Origin of the sequence: Enterobacter sp. PP-008-ECC_S150 (assembly GCF_045257065.1) — a bacterium.
GTDB classification, from domain to species: Bacteria; Pseudomonadota; Gammaproteobacteria; order Enterobacterales; family Enterobacteriaceae; genus Enterobacter; species Enterobacter chengduensis.
Window position 1 is genome coordinate 88,629 of record NZ_JBJHHG010000007.1, and the last position, 20,658, is coordinate 109,286.

Genomic DNA, 20,658 nt, shown 5'->3' on the forward strand with positions numbered 1-20,658 from the left:
AAAGGATAGCAGTTATCAGCGGCGAATATTAGCAAAAACCCGGCGAACGCCGGGTTTCTCTCAGTAGCCGCGCCGTCTGTCGACCTGGCCGGTGACTGGGTTGCCCTTTTCCATTTCGCTGATGGTATGGGAGATATACGCCACCGCCTCTGCCGGACGGGTCACGGCAGCCACGTGCGGGGTCATCGCCACGCGCGGATGCGCCCAAAGCGGGCTTTCCGCGGGCAGCGGCTCGCGGCTATAGACATCCAGCATCGCGCCTTTTAGCTTTCCGCTGTCCAGCGCCTTCAGCAGATCGGACTCGACCAGGTGCACCCCGCGCGCCAGGTTCATCAGGTAGCTCTGGTCGACGAGCTGATTGAGCAGGGCTGCATTGATGATCCCTACCGTTTCCGCCGTATTGGGCAGCAGGTTGATCAGCACGCGCGTGCCGTTCAGAAACGCCGGAAGCTCATCCGTGCCGGCAAAGCTCTCGACGCCCGGATAGTCCTTGCGGCTGCGGCTCCAGCAGCGCAGCGGAAAGCCCCACGGAGCGAGGGCTTCAGCCACTTTTGAGCCCAGCACGCCTGCGCCGAGGATCCCGATAGTAAAGTCTTCGCGACGGTAATCCGGCAGCGGCTCCCAGCGGGCCTGCTGTTTAAAGGCCTGATAGTCATCAAAGCGGCGGAACCAGTGCAGCACCTGGCTGACGGCATATTCCTGCATCTGCTGGCCCATTCCGGTATCCTCAAGGCGGAACAGGGGGATCTCTTCCGGGAGCATTTCAGGGTGTGCCTTCAGTTTGCTCAGAATGGAATCCACCCCCGCCCCCAGGGCAAAAACAGCCTTCAGCTTGCGGCCCTGGAGCATTTCTACCGGAGGATGCCAGACCAGCGCATAGTCAGCATGTTCATTATCGCCACGCTTCCACTCGCGAACGCGTGCGCCGGGTAATGCTGCCGTAAGCGCCTTGATCCAGTATGCCGTATCAAACGTGGGGTGATAGAAAAGTATATCCATAGTTATTCCTGCCTTTTATTGCGCTGATTTATTTTGCTTTTTCACTGGAGGGTCAGCATATCAAATTTATTGCGCGACCGTGTTGCTGATAAAAAAGACGCTTTCAGCACATTTAAGAATCATGTTGCCTGAAGTTTGTCTAAACGCGCTAAATTACTGAAAAAGTGAGTTGACGGCAGTTCGGCTTTTCCTTACATTAGCGCCCGTCCCGACAACAACGGGATGACAATATGGTGAGGTGTCCGAGTGGCTGAAGGAGCACGCCTGGAAAGTGTGTATACGGCAACGTATCGGGGGTTCGAATCCCCCCCTCACCGCCATATTTAAAAGAAGAGCTCGCATGAAAATGCGGGCTTTTTTTTTGCATATTGCACGTATGCGGGGGGATTCGAACCTTGTGGCTCTGTGCGAAACTCATGTCGGGTGGCGCTGCGCTTACCCGACCTACAAAAACTACTCTTCAACCATCTTCGCGTACTCTGCGGTCAGAAAATCTACCAGCGTCCTGACGGACGGCAGCAAACCGCGCCTTGAAGGATAAACGGCGTGAATCACTTCCCGTCGCGGTTCCCAGGCATCAAGTACCCGAACCAGCTCCCCGGACTCTAGCTGATCCTTCACCATTAAAATCGGCAATTGCACCACGCCGATGCCCGCCACGGCAGCTTCACGTAGCGCGAGCATATCGGTGGTGATCAGCCGGGGATGGTAATGGATTTCCGCTCTGGCGCCGCCGGGGCCACAGAGTTCCCATTTATGGATATGTTTCCCCTCACTCATGCTTAACCCGGGCCAGGCACTGAGTTCTGACGGGGCGACCGGTTCTCCCATGCGTTGAATCAGCGCCGGACCGGCGACCAGACAATGCCCCCTGTCAGCCAGCACCCTTAACACCAGGTCGCTGTCATCAAACGGACGCGGGCGGACGCGGATCGCGATATCCACGCCCTCTCCCACCAGGTCGACCCGCCGGTTAGTCGCCTCCAGCTGAAGATTGATGCCGGGGTAGCGCGCCATAAATTTGGCCAGCATCGGACCCACGTGGACATGCAGCAGGGTTATCGGGCAGGTGATCCTGACGACACCGCGCGGTTCAGCCTGCAGTGCCGCCACGGCTTCCTCGGCGGCCTCGGCCTCTACCATCATTGCCTTACAGTGCTGATAGAAGGTCTGCCCGACCTCGGTCACCGTAAACTGTCGGGTTGTTCGGTGAATAAGCCGCACGCCGAGGCGTTCTTCCAGCTGGGCAATCCGGCGGCTTAGCCTGGACTTGGGCAGGTCAAGCGCCCTTCCCGCCGCCGCAAAGCCACCGTAGTCCACCACCTTCACAAACCAGACGAAGTCATTGAGATCCTGCATAAATCCTCATTGTTCTATTTTCAGAACAGTGAATGCCATTTTCACTATCTACCGGGATATTAACCCTGAATATAAGCTAATTACATCAACAGAACATCAGGAGTTAATCATGAAAAACGTAACAGGCGTTTATACCGCTCCCCGCCAGCACTGGGTCGGAGACGGTTTCCCGGTCCGTTCAATGTTCTCTTATCAGACGCACGGCGAGCCTCTCAGCCCGTTCCTGCTGCTGGACTACGCGGGCCCGTACACCTTTCCGGCAGGTGGGGCGAAGCGCGGCGTAGGCCAGCACCCTCACCGGGGTTTTGAAACGGTCACCATCGTCTATTCCGGTGAAGTGGAGCATCGCGACTCCACGGGTAAAGGCGGCGTTATTGGCCCCGGCGACGTGCAGTGGATGACCGCAGGCGCAGGCATTTTGCACGAGGAGTTCCACTCCAGCGCGTTCTCGCAGAAAGGCGGCGAGCTGAAAATGATGCAGCTGTGGGTCAACCTGCCGGCGAAAGACAAGATGGCGGCGCCGGGCTACCAGAGCATAACGAAGGATGCGATCCCGGTGGTGACGCTACCGGATAACAGCGGTTCGCTGCGGGTCATTGCCGGCCGCTACGACACGGTGACCGGCCCGGCGCACACCTTCTCGCCGCTCAACGTCTGGGACATCGTGCTGAATCAGGGAAGCCATTTGACGCTCAATCAGCCCGAAGGCTGGAGCACCGCGCTGGTCGTGCTGGAAGGCAACATTACGGTAAACGGTACGGCTCAGGCTGGTGAAGCCCAGTTGGTCGTATTGAGTCAGGAAGGCGACAAACTGCACCTGGAGGCGAACGGCGATGCAAAAGTGCTGCTGATGGCGGGCGAGCCGCTGAACGAACCCATCGTGGGCTATGGCCCGTTTGTGATGAACAGTAAAAGCGAAATCAACGAAGCCATTCGTGATTTCAACTCCGGCCGCTTCGGCCAGATCTGACGGTAATAAAGGAGAAGAAAATGTCTACACCTGCAAATTTTAACGGCACGCGTCCGGTTATTGATGTGAACGATGCGGTGATGTTGCTCATCGATCACCAGAGCGGCCTTTTCCAGACCGTGGGGGATATGCCCATGCCGGAACTGCGCGCCCGTGCGGCAGCGCTGGCTAAAATCGCGACGCTGGCGAAGATCCCGGTGATCACCACAGCATCCGTTCCGCAGGGGCCAAACGGCCCGCTTATCCCGGAGATCCACGCCAACGCGCCGCATGCACAATACGTTGCCCGTAAAGGTGAGATCAACGCCTGGGATAACCCGGAGTTCGTGGCGGCGGTGAAAGCGACCGGACGCAAGACGTTGATTATCGCAGGCACTATCACCAGCGTCTGCATGGCCTTCCCGTCAATCAGCGCGGTTGCGGACGGGTATAAGGTGTTTGCGGTGATCGATGCCTCCGGTACCTACAGCAAAATGGCGCAGGAGATCACGCTGGCGCGCGTCGTGCAGGCAGGCGTGGTCCCGATGGATACGGCGGCGGTGGCCTCTGAGATCCAGCGTACCTGGAACCGTGAAGACGCAGCGGAGTGGGCTGAGGTCTATACCCACATCTTCCCGGCTTACCGGCTTCTGATCGAAAGCTACGGCAAAGCGCAGGAAGTGGTTAAAAACAGCGAAGTGCTCGATTCACAGCGTTGATGACTCGTGCTGCGACCCGAGCTGATTAAGGCTTAACCGAACGCACACGAATACAGAAAATCTGCTTGACCGCTTTAGCGCAACTCCCTATAGTAGCGCCCCGTTGCCCCCCAAGCGGTCAGGCAGCAAAACAATATGGTGAGGTGTCCGAGTGGCTGAAGGAGCACGCCTGGAAAGTGTGTATACGGCAACGTATCGGGGGTTCGAATCCCCCCCTCACCGCCATATTTAAGATAAGAGCTCGTACGAAAGTACGGGCTTTTTTCTTTTGGATCGACCGAACCCTGAGACTCCCTGCGCGCTTTATGCCTGGTGGCGCTGCGCTTACCAGGCCTACGGGTCCTGAGGGTTTGTAGGTCGGGTAAGCGCAGCGCCACCCGACATCATGCCCGCACAAAAAACAAAGCCCGGTTTCCCGGGCCTTGAACGCAACAGCAAACTCAATAATACGCTTGCAGCGTCCTCTGACACAGCGCCGACCGCACGCAGTCCTCTTTGGTGAAGCGTACCACCCCAATCATCTCATCTTCCTCAAAACGTGACATGGCGTCGCTCAACCCGGACTTCACGCCGGACGGCAGGTCACACTGGGTGATGTCGCCGTTGACGATAACCGTCACGTTCTCCCCGAGGCGCGTTAAAAACATCTTCATTTGCGCAGCGGTCACGTTCTGAGCCTCGTCAAGAATGACGACCGCATTTTCAAATGTACGTCCGCGCATATAGGCGAACGGCGCGATTTCCACCTTGCCAATCTCCGGTCGCAGGCAGTACTGCATGAAGGATGCGCCCAGCCGCTTAACCAGCACGTCATAGACGGGCCTGAAGTACGGGGCAAACTTCTCCGAAATATCGCCGGGCAGGAAGCCGAGATCTTCATCCGCCTGCAGTACCGGACGGGTAACGATAATTCTCTCCACGTCCTTATGGATCAATGCTTCCGCCGCTTTGGCCGCACTAATCCACGTTTTCCCGCATCCGGCTTCACCGGTTGCAAAAATGAGCTGTTTACTCTCGATAGCATTCAGGTAGTGCGCCTGAGCCTCATTGCGCGCCACAATTGGAGAATTATCACGGCTGTCTCGGGCCATGCCAATTGCTTCTACGCCACTCATCTGCACAAGCGAGGTGACCGATTCTTCTTCACGCTGTTTATGGCTGCGTGAATCCCGTCTCAGCACACGTTTTGCTTCGCGACGAGCTTTGATCACTGCTTTTTGTCTTCCCATGGATAGCACCTTGAGTTGTTGGTATTCATCACACGCGCCAGCGTCGGCACGATTATGCGCACGAACATCAGAGGGTTGGCTTCCTTGTAAGCCATTGCTTGCACTATCGGATGACGATACGGAACAGCTACGCGCACCGTTCTGCACGTCGGTCGAATCAGGTTCTTGAGGAAGGGGGGTGAATTTATTGGTGAGGAAATCGCTGCCGGAGTCTGAGCCTCCGCGCCGGGTGCTGCGGTTGTTATGTTTACCTTGTCCAGTACAGGACGCAACCATTCGCGATCTCCATAGTGATACAGCATCACTGCCGGGAACTACCGCTGTCTTATCTTAAGTACATCAGGAGTTATCATAAATGCAACATTTATTTTACCTGAATGCAACTTTTAAGACTGCTCCTGCAGCGGATTCAGTCTTATATAGAAATATTACAGAAATATAACAACAAGATAGTCATATGAAAAAATAATGTCCCCGCGAACGGTTGCGGGGACGATTATCAGGCTTCAATAAGACCTTGAGCGAGGTACGCGTTGCTGTCGCGCACGCCCGGCAGGGCAAAGAAATAGCCGCCGCCGATGGGCTTAATGTACTCTTCCAGCGCTTCGCCGTTGAGCCGCTTCTGCACGGTCAGGAAGCCTTTTTCCAGATCGTGCTGGTAGCAGACGAACAGCAGCCCCATATCAAGCTGGCCGGAGTTGGTCACGCCGAGCGAGTAGCTGTAGCCGCGACGCATCATCAGGCTCGACTGCGTCTCTTTGGTGCGCGGATTGGCCAGACGAATATGGCTGTCCAGCGCGATGGTGTCTCCATTCGGATCGCTGGCGTAGTCGGGCACGTCATGCTCATTCTTCATGCCGAGCGGCGCCCCGCTCTGCTTGTCGCGGCCAAAGATGGTCTGCTGCTCTTTGAGCGGCGTGCGGTCCCAGAACTCCACGTGGAACTGGATAATCCGCACCGCCTGATAGCTGCCCCCCACCGCCCATGCCGGTTCGCCCTGGTCAGCAGTGACCCACACCACCTCCTTCATGAGCGCAGCATCGTGGCTGTCCGGGTTGGCGGTGCCGTCCTTGAAGCCCAGAAGGTTGACCGGAGTCTCTTTCCCTTTGCTGCGGGCGGCGTGGTCAGAGATAAACCCTTCCCGCTTCCAGCGCACGCTGAGCAAATCCGGCGTGTGCTTGATGATGTCGCGCAGGGCGTGGATCACCGTGTCCTGGGTATTGGCGCAAATCTGCAGGAGCAGGTCGCCGTGGCACAGCGCCGCGTCGAGGGAATCATTCGGGAAGCGCGTCATTTTTTGCAGCGCTTTCGGCTTCTGCTTTGCCAGACCGTAGCGCGCATCAAACAGCGATTCACCCAGCGAAACGGTAATGGTCAGGTTATCCGGGGCGATAAACGGCCCCAGAATGCCGGAGTCCATCGGCGGCAGGCGCGGGTTCGGCGTATCCGGCGCCGGTCCCCCGGCGGTAAGAAACGCGATGCGCGTCGTCAGCAGGCGGAACAGGCGTTCCAGATCGGCTTTATCGCTGGCCAGCGAATCAAAGGCCACCAGCATCATCGACGCCTGCTGCGGCGTCAGAATACCGGCCTGGTGCTCGCCGTAAAACGGCTGCGTCTCCATGCGGGCATTGGGTGACAGCGTGCCGGGCGCGCTTTGCGGTTTCGCCGCGTGCGCCACCGGACAGCCACCGGCCAGAGCAAGCGCGCCCCCCAGCGCCCCTACCCCTTTTAGCAGCCGGCGACGGGAAGGCTCGACCACGTCGCTTTCGTTATGCTTGTTCATCGTGCTTAGTCCAGACCCAGTACGCCACGCAGCAGGGAGAGATCTTCCGCCAGAGCGGTAATCGGGCCTTTCAGCGCGTTGCGATCGGCATCGGTCAGCTTGTCGTAGGTCTCAAACCCGTCTTTGGTGCGGTACTTCGCCAGGATGGTGTCGACCTTTTTGAAGTTGGCATCCACCTTGGCCAGCAGTTCGCCGTTCTCTTTCTGCAGCTGAGGACGCAGCAGGTTAACAATTTTCTGCGCGCCGTCGACGTTGGCCTGGAAGTCCCACAGGTCGGTGTGGCTGTAGCGATCCTCTTCGCCGCTGATTTTGCTCGCGGCCACTTCTTCAATCAGCCCGGCCGCGCCGCCCACCACTTTTGACGGCGGGAAGGCCAGCTCGCTGATGCGCTTTTGCAGCTCCAGCACGTCGCCGTTCAGCTGCTCGGCGTATTTCTCCATCCCTTTGGCAGAGTTATCGCCAAACAGCGCTTTTTCCAGACGGTGGAAGCCGGTGAATTTCGGATCGGCGGCCTTCTGCTCGTAGTCATCTTCACGGGCGTCAATGCTGCCGTCGAGGTCGGAGAACAGCTCGGCAATCGGCTCAATGCGCTCGTAGTGCTGACGGGTTGGCGCGTAGAGGGATTTCGCTTTTTCGATATCACCCGCTTTTACCGCGTCGGTAAAGGCTTTGGTGCTCGCCACCAGATCCGCCGTCTCTTTGGTGACGTACGCTTTATAGGCGGTAATCGCATCGCCCAGGCTCAGCACCGCAGCGCCTTTCGCCGCATCGGCCGTCGCTTCACCTTTGACGATAAGCTTACCCTTAGGATTGGTCAGCAGGCCGCAGGTCATCTCGTACTCGCCCGGCTGCAGGTTGGCGGTCATCTTCTGGCTGAAGCCAGGGGCGATATTTTCGCGCTCTTCGACAACCAGCACCCCTTTCAGGATCTCCCACTCCAGCGCCTTCTGGCTGTGGTTCTGAATAATGAACTGGGTTTTGCCGCTGTTCACCGTGAGGGTCATCGGCTCGCACTGCTTGTCGTTGACGGTCACTTTAACCTGTGGAACATCCGCGCCCCAGGCGGAGAATGCGGAAGCGAACAGCGCGGCAATGCCTGCGCATAATGCACTACGACGGAACTGAATTGCCATGACTCTTCCCTTTAAAAGTATGTTGTCACTAAATCAATGATTACGGCGCAACGCGCGACGCCTGGGTGCCGGCACGCGGCGGCATAGCAAACAGCACCAGCGCCGGAACCAGATAAATAAAGTACATCGCCACTTCGCTGACGCTCGGCGTTTCCTGATAGCCGAAAATGCCTTCGAGCAGGGTGCCGGTCAGCGAATGGGTGGAGAGGACGTTGCTGAGGTCGAACGCCACGTCCTGGAAATGATTCCACAGGCCCGCTTCATGGAAGGCGCGGATCGCCCCTGCCGCCAGCCCGGCCGCCACCAGCAGAATAAACAGGCTGGTCCACCTGAAGAACGCGCCCAGGTTCAGGCGAATACCGCCCCAGTAGAGCAGGAAACCGAGCACCACCGCCGTAGCAAGACCCAGCACGGCGCCCAGCGGGGGCCAGATCCCCACATCCTGCTGAAACGCCGCCAGCAGGAAGAAAACAGACTCCAGCCCTTCGCGCGCCACGGCGAAAAAGACCATCATAATGAGCGCCCAGCCATGGTTATTGCCCTTCTGCAGCGCGTTATCCACCGCCTGCTCCAGCTGCACCTTCACGTTGCGCGAGACTTTACGCATCCAAAACACCATCCAGGTGAGGATGACGACCGCAATCACGGCGACGATACCCTCAAACAGCTCCTGCTCCTTTTGCGGGAACTCGCCGGTGGTTTCGTTGATGAGGATCCCCAGACCCAGGCAGAGCGCCGCGGCAAGGAATACCCCGATCCACATGACGCCAATCCAGCGTCCGCGCTGGGTTCGCTTCAGATAACTGGCGATGAGGCTGACGATAAGGGCGGCTTCGAGCCCTTCACGTAACATAATGAGAAATGGAACAAACATGCCGACACCTTAAATGTTTATCGCGGTCAACTGATGCAAAGAAAGGTAAATTCTTGTGATAGTGATTATCATTACGGCGAAACGAAACACAAGCGAAATGTGTGGTGTTTTGATGACGAGTTGTAAACGCCAAGCAAGGTAATAGTTACCTGCGTGACGTTCAGGTTTATAAGTTATAACGAAAATGCCCATTTACGGTTAATCAGCGCTGTGGCTAAATATCAGCCTCGAAAACCAAGTGAAAATAAACCATGTTTAAGATTGTCCATTTCCTGCTGGCGCTGGTGATTATTCTTGCGCTGGCCTGGCTGGTGAGTTTCGACCGCCGAAAAATTCGCATTCGTTATGTTTTACAGCTGATTATTATTGAAATTGCCCTGGCGTTCTTTTTCCTGCACGCCGAAAGCGGCTTATTCCTGATTAAATACGTTTCCGGCTTCTTTGAATCCCTGCTGAAATTTGCCGGCGAAGGCACCAATTTTGTCTTTGGCGGCATGGGTGAAAAAGGGCTGGCGTTCATTTTCCTCGGCGTACTTTGCCCGATTATTTTTATTTCCGCGCTGATTGGTATTCTTCAGCACTGGCGAATTCTGCCGATTTTTATTCGGGTGATCGGTACGCTGCTGTCAAAAGTGAACGGCATGGGCAAGCTGGAATCGTTTAACGCGGTGAGCTCGCTGATCCTCGGCCAGTCGGAAAACTTCATTGCCTACAAGGGCGTGCTGGGGGATCTCTCCTCGCGTCGCCTGTTCACCATGGCGGCTACGGCCATGTCGACGGTCTCCCTGTCGATTGTCGGGGCGTATATGACCATGCTCGACGCCAAATTCGTCGTCGCGGCGCTGATTTTAAACATGTTCAGCACCTTTATTATTCTCTCCGTCATCAACCCGACCCGCCCGGAAGCGGAGCCGGATATCAGGCTGGAAAAACTGCATGAATCCCAGAGCTTCTTCGAAATGCTCGGCGAGTATATTATGGCCGGTTTTAAGGTCGCGATGATTATTCTGGCGATGCTGATTGGCTTTATCGCCCTTATTAGCGCCGTCAACGCCCTCTTCTCCAGCGTATTTGGCATGAGCTTCCAGCAGATTCTGGGCTATGTATTTTATCCCCTGGCGTGGCTGGTGGGTATTCCGCTGAGCGATGCCCTAAACGCGGGCAGTATTATGGCGACCAAGCTGGTGGCAAATGAATTTGTGGCGATGATTGAGCTGCAAAAAATCGCGCACCAGATGTCCCCGCGCGGGCTGGGCATTTTATCGGTCTTCCTAGTGTCGTTCGCGAACTTCGCCTCCATCGGCATCGTGGCCGGGGCGATTAAGGGGCTGAACGAGCAGCAGGGGAACGTGGTATCGCGCTTTGGCCTGCGTCTGGTCTACGGCGCGACGCTGGTGAGCCTGCTGTCGGCGAGCTTTGCGGGGCTGGTGTTGTAAGTTTTGTGCGGTTTGTGCCCGGTGGCGGCTACGCCTTACCGGGCCTACAACACTATCCCGCCGTTTTGCTTAAAACTGCACGCACACCGGCTGGTCGACACGCATCACCGACTCCTGCGCGAAGCGTGATTTGTAAATCCCGCGTAGCGCTTCGATGTTCTTCTCGCTCTGCGCGTCCTTGCCGTGGATCAGCATTAACGCTTTGCTCGGCTCGCGCGCCACTTTCCCGTCGTTCCCCAGCCACTGCCCCCGGGCATCAAATACCGTTAAGCCATCGCGAAAGCGCGGCGTCACGTCCTGGTCAACGAACTGCTGCCACTCGTTGCCGGTAATCTGCGCCCCGGCAGGGCGATTTAAGCCGAAATAGAGCGTGGTTTGCTGCATCTGGTTATCCGCTTTGCAGGTCTCCACCGCCGCGTGTTGCGATGGTGCGTTGCAGCCAGCCAGCATCAATAATGCCGCCGCCATTAACCCTGTTTTGATTGTCATGCTTCGCTATCCTCATTGTTATAAGCACAGCGATATCAACGTAAATTGCAGAATTTAGCAAGAGAGGTTTATTCCCTCTCCCCTTTGGGGAGAGGGTTAGGGTGAGGGGAAAATTATTCCGGCTGCAGCTTAGACGGCGGCGCGGAGCGGTAATGCGCGTCTGCTTCAGCAAAGCGTTTCTGCATGGCGGCAGACGGTGCCTTACCCAGCAGGCTGAAGACCACGATGCCGATGCTGCCGAAGATGAAGCCTGGGATGATTTCGTACAGGCCCAGCCACGCGAACTGCTTCCAGACGATGACGGTCACCGCACCGATGATCATCCCCGCCAGCGCGCCGTTGCGGGTCATACGTGACCACATGACGGAGAACAGCACCACCGGACCAAACGCCGCACCGAAGCCCGCCCACGCGTAGCTCACGAGGCCCAGCACGCGGTTTTCCGGGTTGGCCGCCAGGGCAATCGCCACCAGCGCCACCACCAGCACCATAAAGCGCCCGACCCACACCAGCTCTTTCTGACTCGCGTTCTTGCGCAGGAAGGCTTTGTAGAGGTCTTCGGTAATCGCGCTGGAGCAAACCAGCAGTTGGCAGCTCAGGGTGGACATCACCGCCGCCAGGATCGCGGAGAGCAGAATACCGGCAATCCACGGGTTAAACAGAATCTGCGCCAGCTCGATGAACACGCGTTCCGCGTTCTGGTTCACCGCACCCGCCTGCGCCGGGTTGTTGTTGAAGTAGGCAATACCGAAGAAGCCGACCGCACACGCCCCTGCCAGACACAGGATCATCCACGTCATGCTGATGCGGCGCGCGTGAACGATGGTATGGTGAGAATCCGCCGCCATAAAGCGCGCCAGAATGTGCGGCTGGCCGAAGTAGCCTAACCCCCAGCCCATCAGGGAGACGATGGCGACAAAGTTCAGCCCTTTCAGCATGTCGACGTTTTCGATGCTCTTCTGCTTGATCACTTCCAGCGAATCGGCAAAGCCGCCAACGGTGAAAATGACAATCACCGGGGTCAGGATCAGGGCGAAGATCATCAGGCTCGCCTGCACGGTGTCGGTCCAGCTTACCGCCAGGAATCCGCCCACGAAGGTATACAGGATAGTCGCCGCCGCACCCGCCCACAGGGCGGTTTCATAGCTCATGCCGAAGGTGCTTTCGAACAGACGCGCGCCCGCCACGATGCCGGAGGCGCAGTAGATGGTGAAGAACAGCAGAATAACCACCGCTGAGATAATGCGCAGGATGCGGCTGTTGTCTTCAAAACGTCCGGTGAAGTAGTCCGGCAGCGTCAGGGCGTTATTGTTGGCCTCGGTGTGCACGCGCAGACGGCCTGCCACCAGCTTCCAGTTGATCCATGCGCCGACGGTCAGGCCGATGGCGATCCAGCTTTCCGAGATACCGGAGATGAAGATCGCGCCCGGCAGCCCCATCAGCAGCCAGCCGCTCATGTCCGACGCGCCCGCAGAGAGTGCGGTCACCATTGGGCCTAAGCTGCGTCCGCCCAGAATGTAGTCGTCAAAGTTTTTCGTTGAACGCCACGCCAAAAACCCTATCAGGATCATGCCAAATATATAAACGAGAAATGTCACCAGCATCGGTGTGCTAATCGCCATGCAAATTCTCCAAAAGTGTCGAGCGACAGCCGTCCGGGCTGCCTTGTTATATGATCACCGGAACGAGGTGACGGTATCTTGTGTTTCGATGAGGCGCGCTATCCTGCCGTATGCGCCTCCCGCTGACAAACGATTTAACACTGCATTTACATCAAATTCATCCCCGGTTTGATACGAGTTTCCTATAGGTTGCACTCGCTCACGCTTTTGCAGGTTGCACCTTTTAAAAGTGTTAACTCCCGCATAAAAACTGGCCTCCAGCAGAACCGTCAGCGCGTTTTTCCAGCTAACTATTCGTTAACAATCCATTCATTTTCCGGGTTGCAAACCAGGTCACATTTAACACGGTTGCACAAAGTTGCAACATGGTGGATATTTCACGCTAACGACCAAATACGATGAAAGCACAACAGGAGCTTTGGCATGGGTATGACCACCATGGGGGTGAAGCTGGATGACGCCACCCGCGAACGGATTAAGACCGCAGCAACCCGCATTGACCGCACGCCGCACTGGTTAATTAAGCAGGCAATTTTTAACTATCTCGAAAGGCTAGAGAGCGACGAGGGTCTGCCGGAGCTGCCTGCCCTGCTGGCCGGAGCGGCCAATGAAAGCGAGGAAGCCCCAGCGGCTGGCGACGAGAGCCATCAGCCGTTCCTCGAGTTTGCCGAGCAGATCCTGCCGCAGTCCGTCACCCGCGCCGCCATTACCGGCGCCTACCGCCGTGCCGAAACCGACGCCGTGCCGATGCTGCTGGAGCAGGCTCGCCTGCCGGAAGCGATTGCCGCGCAGGCGCACAGCCTGGCCTATCAGTTAGCCGACAAGCTGCGCAACCAGAAAACCGCCACCGGCCGCGCCGGGATGGTTCAGGGTCTGCTGCAGGAGTTCTCCCTATCCTCGCAGGAAGGCGTGGCGCTGATGTGCCTGGCGGAAGCGCTGCTGCGTATTCCGGATAAAGCCACCCGCGACGCGCTGATCCGCGACAAGATCAGCAACGGCAACTGGCATTCGCACATTGGCCGCAGCCCGTCGCTGTTCGTCAACGCGGCCACCTGGGGCCTGCTGTTTACCGGCAAGCTGGTGTCGACCCATAATGAAGCTAACCTCTCCCGCTCCCTGAACCGCATCATCGGTAAGAGCGGCGAACCGCTGATCCGCAAAGGCGTGGACATGGCGATGCGCCTGATGGGCGAGCAGTTCGTCACGGGAGAAACCATTGCCGAAGCGCTGGCCAACGCCCGCAAGCTGGAAGACAAAGGCTTTCGCTACTCGTACGACATGCTGGGCGAAGCGGCGCTGACCGCCGCCGACGCGCAGGCCTATATGGTCTCCTACCAGCAGGCGATCCACGCCATCGGTAAAGCCTCAAACGGCCGTGGCATTTATGAAGGCCCGGGCATCTCCATCAAGCTCTCCGCCCTGCACCCGCGCTACAGCCGCGCGCAGTATGACCGGGTGATGGAAGAGCTCTACCCGCGCCTGAAGTCCCTGACCCTGCTGGCGCGCCAGTATGACATCGGCATCAACATTGACGCCGAAGAGGCCGACCGTCTGGAGATCTCCCTCGACCTGCTGGAAAAGCTGTGCTTCGAGCCGGAGCTGGCGGGCTGGAACGGCATCGGCTTCGTTATCCAGGCCTACCAGAAGCGCTGTCCGTTCGTCATTGATTACCTGATTGACCTGGCCAGCCGCAGCCGCCGCCGCCTGATGATCCGTCTGGTGAAGGGCGCCTACTGGGACAGCGAAATCAAGCGCGCCCAGATGGAAGGGCTGGAAGGCTATCCGGTCTATACCCGCAAGGTTTACACCGACGTCTCTTACCTCGCCTGCGCGAAAAAGCTGCTCGGCGTGCCGAACCTGATCTACCCGCAGTTCGCTACCCACAACGCCCACACCCTGGCGGCAATCTACAGCCTGGCGGGGCAAAACTACTATCCGGGCCAGTACGAGTTCCAGTGCCTGCACGGCATGGGCGAACCGCTGTACGAGCAGGTGACCGGTAAGGTGGCGGACGGCAAGCTCAACCGCCCGTGCCGCATCTATGCCCCGGTAGGCACCCACGAAACCCTGCTGGCGTACCTGGTGCGTCGTCTGCTGGAAAACGGCGCGAACACCTCCTTCGTGAACCGCATTGCCGACACCACCCTGCCGCTGGACGAGCTGGTGGCCGACCCGGTGCAGGCCGTAGAGAAGATGGCGGCGCAGGAAGGCCAGATTGGCCTGCCGCATCCGAAGATTGCCCTGCCGCGCGAGCTGTACGGCAAAGGCCGCGTCAACTCGGCGGGCCTGGATCTCGCCAACGAACACCGTCTGGCATCGCTCTCCTCTGCCCTGCTCAACAGCGCCCTGCAGAAATGGCAGGCGAAGCCGATCCTGGAACAGTCCGTTGAGGACGGCGACATGCAGCCGGTGATCAACCCGGCGGAACCAAAAGATATCGTCGGCTACGTGCGTGAAGCCACCGAAGCGGAGGTGGATCGCGCCCTGGACAGCGCGGTGAACAACGCCCCTATCTGGTTCGCCACGCCGCCGCAGGAGCGCGCCGCCATTCTGGAGCGCGCCGCGGTGCTGATGGAAGATCAGATGCAGTCGCTCATCGGCATTCTGGTGCGCGAGGCGGGTAAAACCTTCAGCAACGCCATTGCCGAAGTGCGCGAGGCCGTCGACTTCCTGCATTATTACGCAGGCCAGGTTCGCGACGACTTCGATAACGAAACCCACCGTCCGCTGGGACCGGTCGTCTGTATCAGCCCGTGGAACTTCCCGCTGGCGATCTTCACCGGCCAGATTGCCGCCGCCCTGGCCGCAGGCAACAGCGTGCTGGCTAAACCGGCAGAGCAGACCCCGCTGATTGCCGCGCAGGGTATCAACATTCTTCTGGAAGCGGGCGTGCCAGCGGGCGTGGTTCAACTGCTGACGGGCCGCGGTGAAACGGTGGGCGCCAAACTGACCGGCGATAACCGCGTACGCGGCGTGATGTTTACCGGCTCGACCGAAGTCGCCTCGCTGCTGCAGCGCAATATTGCTACCCGTCTGGATGCGCAGGGCCGTCCTACGCCGCTCATCGCGGAAACCGGCGGCATGAACGCCATGATCGTTGACTCCTCTGCCCTCACCGAGCAGGTGGTGGTCGACGTGCTGGCCTCCGCGTTCGACAGTGCCGGTCAGCGCTGCTCCGCCCTGCGCGTGCTCTGCCTGCAGGACGACGTGGCGGACCACACGCTGAAGATGCTGCGCGGCGCGATGGCCGAATGCCGCATGGGCAACCCGGGCCGCCTCACCACCGACATCGGGCCGGTGATCGACGCGGAAGCCAAAGCCAATATTGAAAACCACATTCAGGCCATGCGCGCGAAAGGCCGTCCGGTATACCAGGCGGTGCGTGAAAACAGCGAAGATACCCGCGAATGGCGCACCGGTACCTTTGTGCCGCCAACGCTGATTGAGCTGGCAAGCTTCGACGAGCTGAAAAAAGAGGTCTTCGGCCCGGTGCTGCACGTGGTGCGCTACAACCGAAACAACCTCAACGAGCTGGTTGAGCAGATCAACGCTTCCGGCTATGGCCTGACGCTCGGCGTGCATACCCGTATCGACGAGACTATCGCCCAGGTGACCGGCAGCGCGAAAGTGGGCAACCTGTACGTCAACCGCAACATGGTTGGCGCGGTCGTGGGCGTGCAGCCGTTCGGCGGCGAAGGCCTCTCCGGCACCGGTCCGAAAGCGGGCGGTCCGCTCTACCTGTACCGTCTGCTGGCGAACCGTCCGGAGAATGCGCTGGGCGTCACCCTGGCGCGTCAGGACGCGGAGTATCCGGTCGATGCGCAGCTGAAAACCGTGCTGACCCAGCCGCTGGAGGCGCTGATCGCATGGGCGGAAAAACGTCCTGAGCTGCGTGCCGTGGCGCAGCAGTATGGCGAGCTGGCGCAGGCGGGCACGCAGCGCCTGCTGCCGGGGCCGACCGGCGAACGCAACACCTGGACGCTGATGCCGCGCGAGCGCGTACTCTGCGTGGCGGATAACGAGCAGGACGCGCTGGTCCAGCTGGCCGCCGCGATGGCAACCGGGTGTGAGGTACTGTGGCCGGAAGACGCGCTGCATCGCGACCTGGCCAAACAGCTGCCGAAAGCGGTTTCGGACCGCATTCGCTTCGCGAAGGCCGACACGCTGCTGACGCAGCCGTTTGATGCCGTCATTTATCACGGTGATTCCGACCAGCTGCGCGAGCTCTGCGAGCAGGTCGCGGCCCGCAGCGGGGCAATCGTGTCGGTGCAGGGCTTTGCGCGCGGGGAAACCAACCTGCTGCTGGAGCGTCTGTACGTGGAGCGTTCGCTCAGCGTCAACACCGCGGCGGCAGGCGGTAACGCCAGCCTGATGACCATCGGTTAATCGTGTAAACTTTCCCCGGTGGCGCTACGCTAACCGGGGCTACAAAATCACCGTAGGCCGGATAAGCGCAGCGCATCCGGCTTTTTTACATGGAGGGGATGATGAAAAGAGTATTTCTCGCAGGTGCCGCACTGCTGCTGAGCGCCAGCGCGCTGGCCGACGAGTGCGACAAAGCCAATACGCAGCTTGAGCTGAACACCTGCAGCGCGCAGCAGTACCAGGCAGCCGATAAAAAGCTCAACCAGACCTATCAGGCCGCCGTTAAGCGCGCGGCGGCCCCCCAGCGCGACCTGCTGAAAAAGGCGCAGCAGGCGTGGATCGCCCTGCGCGACGCGGACTGCGCGTTTATCGGTTCGGGGACGGAAGGCGGGAGCGTCCAGCCGATGATTGTGAACCAGTGCCTGGCGGAAAAAACCGTGGAGCGCGAAGCGTTTCTGGCCTCGCTGATGCAGTGTGAAGAGGGCGACTTAAGCTGTCCCCTCACCCCGGCCCTCTCCCCATAGGGGCGAGGGAGAAAAACCGCGCAGAACAGTCCCCTTTTCAATAGGGGCGAGCGAGAAAAGACCGCACAGAACAGTCCCCTCTCCCCTTTGGGGAGAGGGTTAGGGTGAGGGGAACTAGCGCACGCGGATCCCTTCAATAATCATCCGCTGCACGTTTTCCAGGGTGCTGTGGAAAAACGCTTCGTCCTGCAGCGTTTTCCCGGTGACCGCCTCAACCTGGGCCGCAAAGTCAGCGTAATGCTGGGTGGCGGCCCAAATCATAAAGATCAGATGCTGCGGGTCGACCGGAGCCAGCTTTCCGCTGGCGACCCATCCGGCAATAATCGCCGACTTATCGTCCACCAGCTGCTTTAAATCTCCCGTCAGCTCAGCCTGCAACAGCGGCGCGCCCTGCAGCATCTCAAGGCAGAACAGCCTTGACGCCTGCGGGTAATCGCGCGACACCTCCAGCTTCAGGCGAATGTACTCCCTGATTGCCACCAGCGGAGCCAGCTCTTCGCGGAACGCTTTGAGCGGCGCCAGCCAGATATCGAGGATCTGCTGCATCACCGCCACGTAGAGCGCCTCTTTCGACGGGTAGTAATAGAGCAGATTGGTTTTGGATACCCCGGACTGCTCCGCCACCTGCTCCAGCCGCGTGCCGTGGATCCCAAACTGCGAAAAGGTCTCCAGCGCCGCGCTGAGGATCGCCTGCTTCTTGGCGCTCACCGCCTGCGAACGTTTACCTGGTGTTTTCACTGCGCCTTGTGTCATTCCCGCTCTCCTTATTCTGCGTTGTCCTCAGCATAGCAAAACCCCCGTCTCGCCTCGACATCCTGCACTCCCATCGCGCATGAGTGCCTGTTTTCTGTGCAACGTTTTTGACCAGTTAGTCCACATTTTATCGTATCAACCCACCAACCTTTAATTAACACATTAATAACACTGTCTTTTTGAAAACTGGCACTGCCTTTGCAAAAAGACCGTTACACCTGCGACGTAATGAAGAGAGGTTCGTGATGAAAATTGGCGTATTTGTACCCATCGGCAACAACGGCTGGCTTATCTCGACCACTGCACCGCAATACATGCCGACCTTCGAACTGAATAAAGCCATCGTGCAGAAAGCGGAGCACTACCATTTCGACTTTGCGCTTTCGATGATCAAGCTGCGCGGCTTTGGCGGCAAAACCGAATTCTGGGATCACAACCTGGAGTCCTTCACCCTGATGGCCGGGCTGGCCGCGGTCACCTCGCGTATTCAGATTTACGCCACCGCCGCCACGCTCACCCTGCCCCCGGCGATCGTCGCGCGCATGGCCTCCACCATCGACTCCATCTCCGGCGGGCGCTTTGGCGTCAACCTGGTCACCGGCTGGCAAAAGCCCGAGTACGAGCAGATGGGGCTCTGGCCGGGTGACGACTACTTCTCGCGTCGCTACGACTACCTGACCGAGTACGTGCAGGTCCTGCGCGACCTGTGGGGTACCGGCAAAAGCGATTTCAAGGGCGACTTCTTCACCATGAACGACTGCCGCGTCAGCCCGCAGCCGTCGGTGCCGATGAAGGTGATCTGCGCCGGGCAGAGCGACGCGGGAATGGAATTCTCGGCGAAATATGCCGACTTTAACTTCTGCTTCGGTAAAGGCGTTAACACGCCTGCCGCCTTCGCCCCGACCGCAGCGCGCATGAAGGAGGCCGCCGACAAAACCGGTCGCGACGTGGGCTCCTACGTGCTGTTTATGGTCATCGCCGACGAGACCGACGAGGCCGCGCGCGCGAAATGGGAGCGCTATAAGGACGGTGCCGACGAGGAGGCCCTGAGCTGGCTTACCGAGCAGAGCCAGAAGGACACCCGCTCCGGCGCGGACACCAACGTGCGCCAGATGGCCGACCCGACGTCTGCGGTCAATATCAACATGGGCACGCTGGTCGGCTCTTATGCCAGCGTCGCCAGAATGCTTGACGACGTCGCCGCCGTCCCCGGCGCGGAGGGCGTCCTGCTGACCTTCGATGATTTCCTCACCGGCGTGGAGACCTTCGGCGAGCGCATCCAGCCGCTGATGCAGTGCCGCGCCCACATTCCTGCCGTGACGAAGGAGGTGGCGTAATGACGACCCTTAACGCTCGCCCGGAAGCCATTACCTTTGCGCCAGAGCAGAGCGCGCTGATCGTGGTGGACATGCAAAACGCCTACGCCAGTAAAGGCGGCTATCTGGACCTGGCGGGGTTCGACGTCTCCGCCACCCGTCCGGTGATTGAGAACATCAACACCGCCGTCGCCGCCGCGCGCGCCGCAGGCATGCTCATCATCTGGTTCCAGAACGGCTGGGATGATCGGTACGTGGAGGCCGGTGGCCCCGGCTCGCCCAACTTCCACAAGTCCAACGCCCTGAAAACGATGCGCAAAAACCCAGAACTGCAGGGCAAGCTGCTGGCAAAAGGCGGATGGGATTATCAGCTGGTGGATGAGCTTGTGCCGCAGGCGGGCGATATCATCCTGCCGAAACCGCGCTACAGCGGCTTTTTCAACACGCCGCTCGACAGCCTGCTGCGCAGCCGGGGCATTCGCCACCTGGTCTTCACCGGCATTGCCACCAACGTCTGCGTGGAGTCGACCCTGCGCGACGGCTTTTTCCTCGAGTATTTTGGCGTGGTGCTGGAAGACGCGACCCACCAGGCCGGGCCGGAATTTGCCCAGAAGGCGGCCCTGTTCAATATCGAAACCTTTTTTGGCTGGGTCAGCAGCGTCAATGATTTCTGCGACGCCCTGAATCCCCCGCTCGCCCGTATCGCCTGAGGAGACACCTGATGCCGAAATCCGTAATCATCCCGCCGGGTACCAGCACCCCGATCGCCCCGTTCGTTCCCGGCACGCTTGCCGACGGCGTGGTGTATGTCTCCGGCACGCTGCCGTTTGATAAAGACAACAACGTGGTGTTTATCAACGACCCAAAGGCGCAAACCCGCCACGTGCTGGAGACGATCAAAACGGTGATCGAAACGGCGGGTGGCACCATGGCGGATGTGACCTTCAACAGCATCTTTATCACCGACTGGAAAAACTACGCCGCGATTAACGAGATCTACGCCGAGTTCTTCCCCGGCGATAAACCGGCGCGGTTCTGCATTCAGTGCGGGCTGGTGAAGCCAGAGGCGCTGGTTGAAATCGCCACCGTTGCGCACATCGCGAAGTGA

The 20,658-nt window shown here is 58.8% G+C and carries 17 protein-coding genes and 2 tRNA genes; 10 read left to right on the plus strand and 9 right to left on the minus strand.

All coding sequences use genetic code 11. The features are described from left to right. Positions 1-60: 60 nt before the first annotated feature. On the minus strand, positions 61-999 hold the full coding sequence (gene ghrA, locus ACJBF3_RS09865; RefSeq protein ID WP_045326924.1) for a glyoxylate/hydroxypyruvate reductase GhrA: 939 nt from the start codon (positions 997-999) through the stop codon (positions 61-63). Positions 1,000-1,231: 232 nt separating this feature from the next. On the opposite strand from ghrA, the gene ACJBF3_RS09870 reads away from it, so the two are divergent. Continuing rightward, positions 1,232-1,319 (plus strand) — tRNA-Ser (locus tag ACJBF3_RS09870). A 133-nt stretch (positions 1,320-1,452) separates the two neighbouring features. Here ACJBF3_RS09870 and ACJBF3_RS09875 read toward each other — a convergent pair. Further along, positions 1,453-2,358, minus strand: coding sequence for a LysR family transcriptional regulator (locus ACJBF3_RS09875; RefSeq protein ID WP_045326923.1), 906 nt, complete (start codon positions 2,356-2,358; stop codon positions 1,453-1,455). 109 nt (positions 2,359-2,467) lie between these two features. Between ACJBF3_RS09875 and ACJBF3_RS09880 the strand changes: the two genes are divergently transcribed. The 3 genes from ACJBF3_RS09880 (at position 2,468) to ACJBF3_RS09890 (ending at position 4,251) form a co-directional block, all read left to right on the plus strand. Then, positions 2,468-3,328, plus strand: a complete 861-nt coding sequence (locus ACJBF3_RS09880) for a pirin family protein (protein WP_045326922.1) — start codon at positions 2,468-2,470, stop codon at positions 3,326-3,328. 20 nt (positions 3,329-3,348) lie between these two features. Next, positions 3,349-4,026 carry an isochorismatase family protein gene (locus ACJBF3_RS09885; protein WP_045326921.1) on the plus strand — a complete coding sequence of 226 codons (678 nt, stop codon included), beginning with the start codon at positions 3,349-3,351 and terminating at the stop codon, positions 4,024-4,026. A 137-nt stretch (positions 4,027-4,163) separates the two neighbouring features. Next, positions 4,164-4,251, plus strand: a tRNA-Ser gene (locus ACJBF3_RS09890). 215 nt (positions 4,252-4,466) lie between these two features. On the opposite strand, the gene phoH is transcribed toward ACJBF3_RS09890, so the two are convergent. The 4 genes from phoH to efeU form a co-directional block, all read right to left on the minus strand. Continuing rightward, the gene (gene phoH / locus ACJBF3_RS09895) at positions 4,467-5,255 is read right to left on the minus strand and encodes a phosphate starvation-inducible protein PhoH (protein ID WP_024908976.1); all 789 of its coding nucleotides are present in this window, start codon (positions 5,253-5,255) and stop codon (positions 4,467-4,469) included. A gap of 499 nt (positions 5,256-5,754) precedes the next feature. Next, the gene (gene efeB, locus ACJBF3_RS09900) at positions 5,755-7,038 is read right to left on the minus strand and encodes an iron uptake transporter deferrochelatase/peroxidase subunit (protein WP_045326920.1); all 1,284 of its coding nucleotides are present in this window, start codon (positions 7,036-7,038) and stop codon (positions 5,755-5,757) included. A 5-nt stretch (positions 7,039-7,043) separates the two neighbouring features. Further along, positions 7,044-8,171 carry an iron uptake system protein EfeO gene (gene efeO, locus ACJBF3_RS09905; protein WP_045326919.1) on the minus strand — a complete coding sequence of 376 codons (1,128 nt, stop codon included), beginning with the start codon at positions 8,169-8,171 and terminating at the stop codon, positions 7,044-7,046. A 40-nt stretch (positions 8,172-8,211) separates the two neighbouring features. After that, positions 8,212-9,045 (minus strand): iron uptake transporter permease EfeU, encoded by an 834-nt coding sequence (gene efeU, locus ACJBF3_RS09910; RefSeq protein ID WP_045326918.1) that lies wholly within the window; start codon positions 9,043-9,045, stop codon positions 8,212-8,214. A 251-nt stretch (positions 9,046-9,296) separates the two neighbouring features. Here efeU and ACJBF3_RS09915 point away from each other — a divergent pair, with 251 nt between their 5' ends. Then, positions 9,297-10,481, plus strand: a complete 1,185-nt coding sequence (locus ACJBF3_RS09915; protein WP_045326917.1) for a NupC/NupG family nucleoside CNT transporter — start codon at positions 9,297-9,299, stop codon at positions 10,479-10,481. 69 nt (positions 10,482-10,550) lie between these two features. On the opposite strand, the gene ACJBF3_RS09920 is transcribed toward ACJBF3_RS09915, so the two are convergent. Next, a complete protein-coding gene (locus tag ACJBF3_RS09920; RefSeq protein ID WP_032658073.1) occupies positions 10,551-10,970 on the minus strand; it encodes a DUF3574 domain-containing protein in 420 nt (139 codons plus the stop codon). Between the two features lie 113 nt (positions 10,971-11,083). Continuing rightward, the gene (putP, locus tag ACJBF3_RS09925; protein ID WP_045326916.1) at positions 11,084-12,592 is read right to left on the minus strand and encodes a sodium/proline symporter PutP; all 1,509 of its coding nucleotides are present in this window, start codon (positions 12,590-12,592) and stop codon (positions 11,084-11,086) included. A 423-nt stretch (positions 12,593-13,015) separates the two neighbouring features. On the opposite strand from putP, the gene putA reads away from it, so the two are divergent. Together putA and ACJBF3_RS09935 are read left to right on the plus strand one after the other, a co-directional pair. Beyond that, positions 13,016-16,978, plus strand: a complete 3,963-nt coding sequence (putA, locus tag ACJBF3_RS09930) for a trifunctional transcriptional regulator/proline dehydrogenase/L-glutamate gamma-semialdehyde dehydrogenase (protein ID WP_045326915.1) — start codon at positions 13,016-13,018, stop codon at positions 16,976-16,978. A gap of 101 nt (positions 16,979-17,079) precedes the next feature. Continuing rightward, positions 17,080-17,481: a lysozyme inhibitor LprI family protein gene (locus tag ACJBF3_RS09935; protein WP_045326914.1), complete on the plus strand. Its 402-nt coding sequence runs from the start codon at positions 17,080-17,082 to the stop codon at positions 17,479-17,481. Between the two features lie 114 nt (positions 17,482-17,595). Here the strand turns inward: ACJBF3_RS09935 and rutR are convergent, their stop codons facing one another. Further along, positions 17,596-18,234 (minus strand): HTH-type transcriptional regulator RutR, encoded by a 639-nt coding sequence (gene rutR / locus ACJBF3_RS09940; RefSeq protein WP_045326913.1) that lies wholly within the window; start codon positions 18,232-18,234, stop codon positions 17,596-17,598. A 245-nt stretch (positions 18,235-18,479) separates the two neighbouring features. Here rutR and rutA point away from each other — a divergent pair, with 245 nt between their 5' ends. The 3 genes from rutA to rutC are packed head-to-tail and all read left to right on the plus strand — an operon-like array spanning position 18,480 to position 20,658. Beyond that, positions 18,480-19,571 (plus strand): pyrimidine utilization protein A, encoded by a 1,092-nt coding sequence (gene rutA, locus ACJBF3_RS09945; protein WP_045326912.1) that lies wholly within the window; start codon positions 18,480-18,482, stop codon positions 19,569-19,571. Then, a complete protein-coding gene (rutB, locus tag ACJBF3_RS09950; protein WP_045326911.1) occupies positions 19,571-20,260 on the plus strand; it encodes a pyrimidine utilization protein B in 690 nt (229 codons plus the stop codon). Before rutA ends, rutB begins: the two co-directional genes overlap by 1 nt. An 11-nt stretch (positions 20,261-20,271) precedes the next feature. Next, the gene (gene rutC / locus ACJBF3_RS09955; protein ID WP_045326910.1) at positions 20,272-20,658 is read left to right on the plus strand and encodes a pyrimidine utilization protein C; all 387 of its coding nucleotides are present in this window, start codon (positions 20,272-20,274) and stop codon (positions 20,656-20,658) included.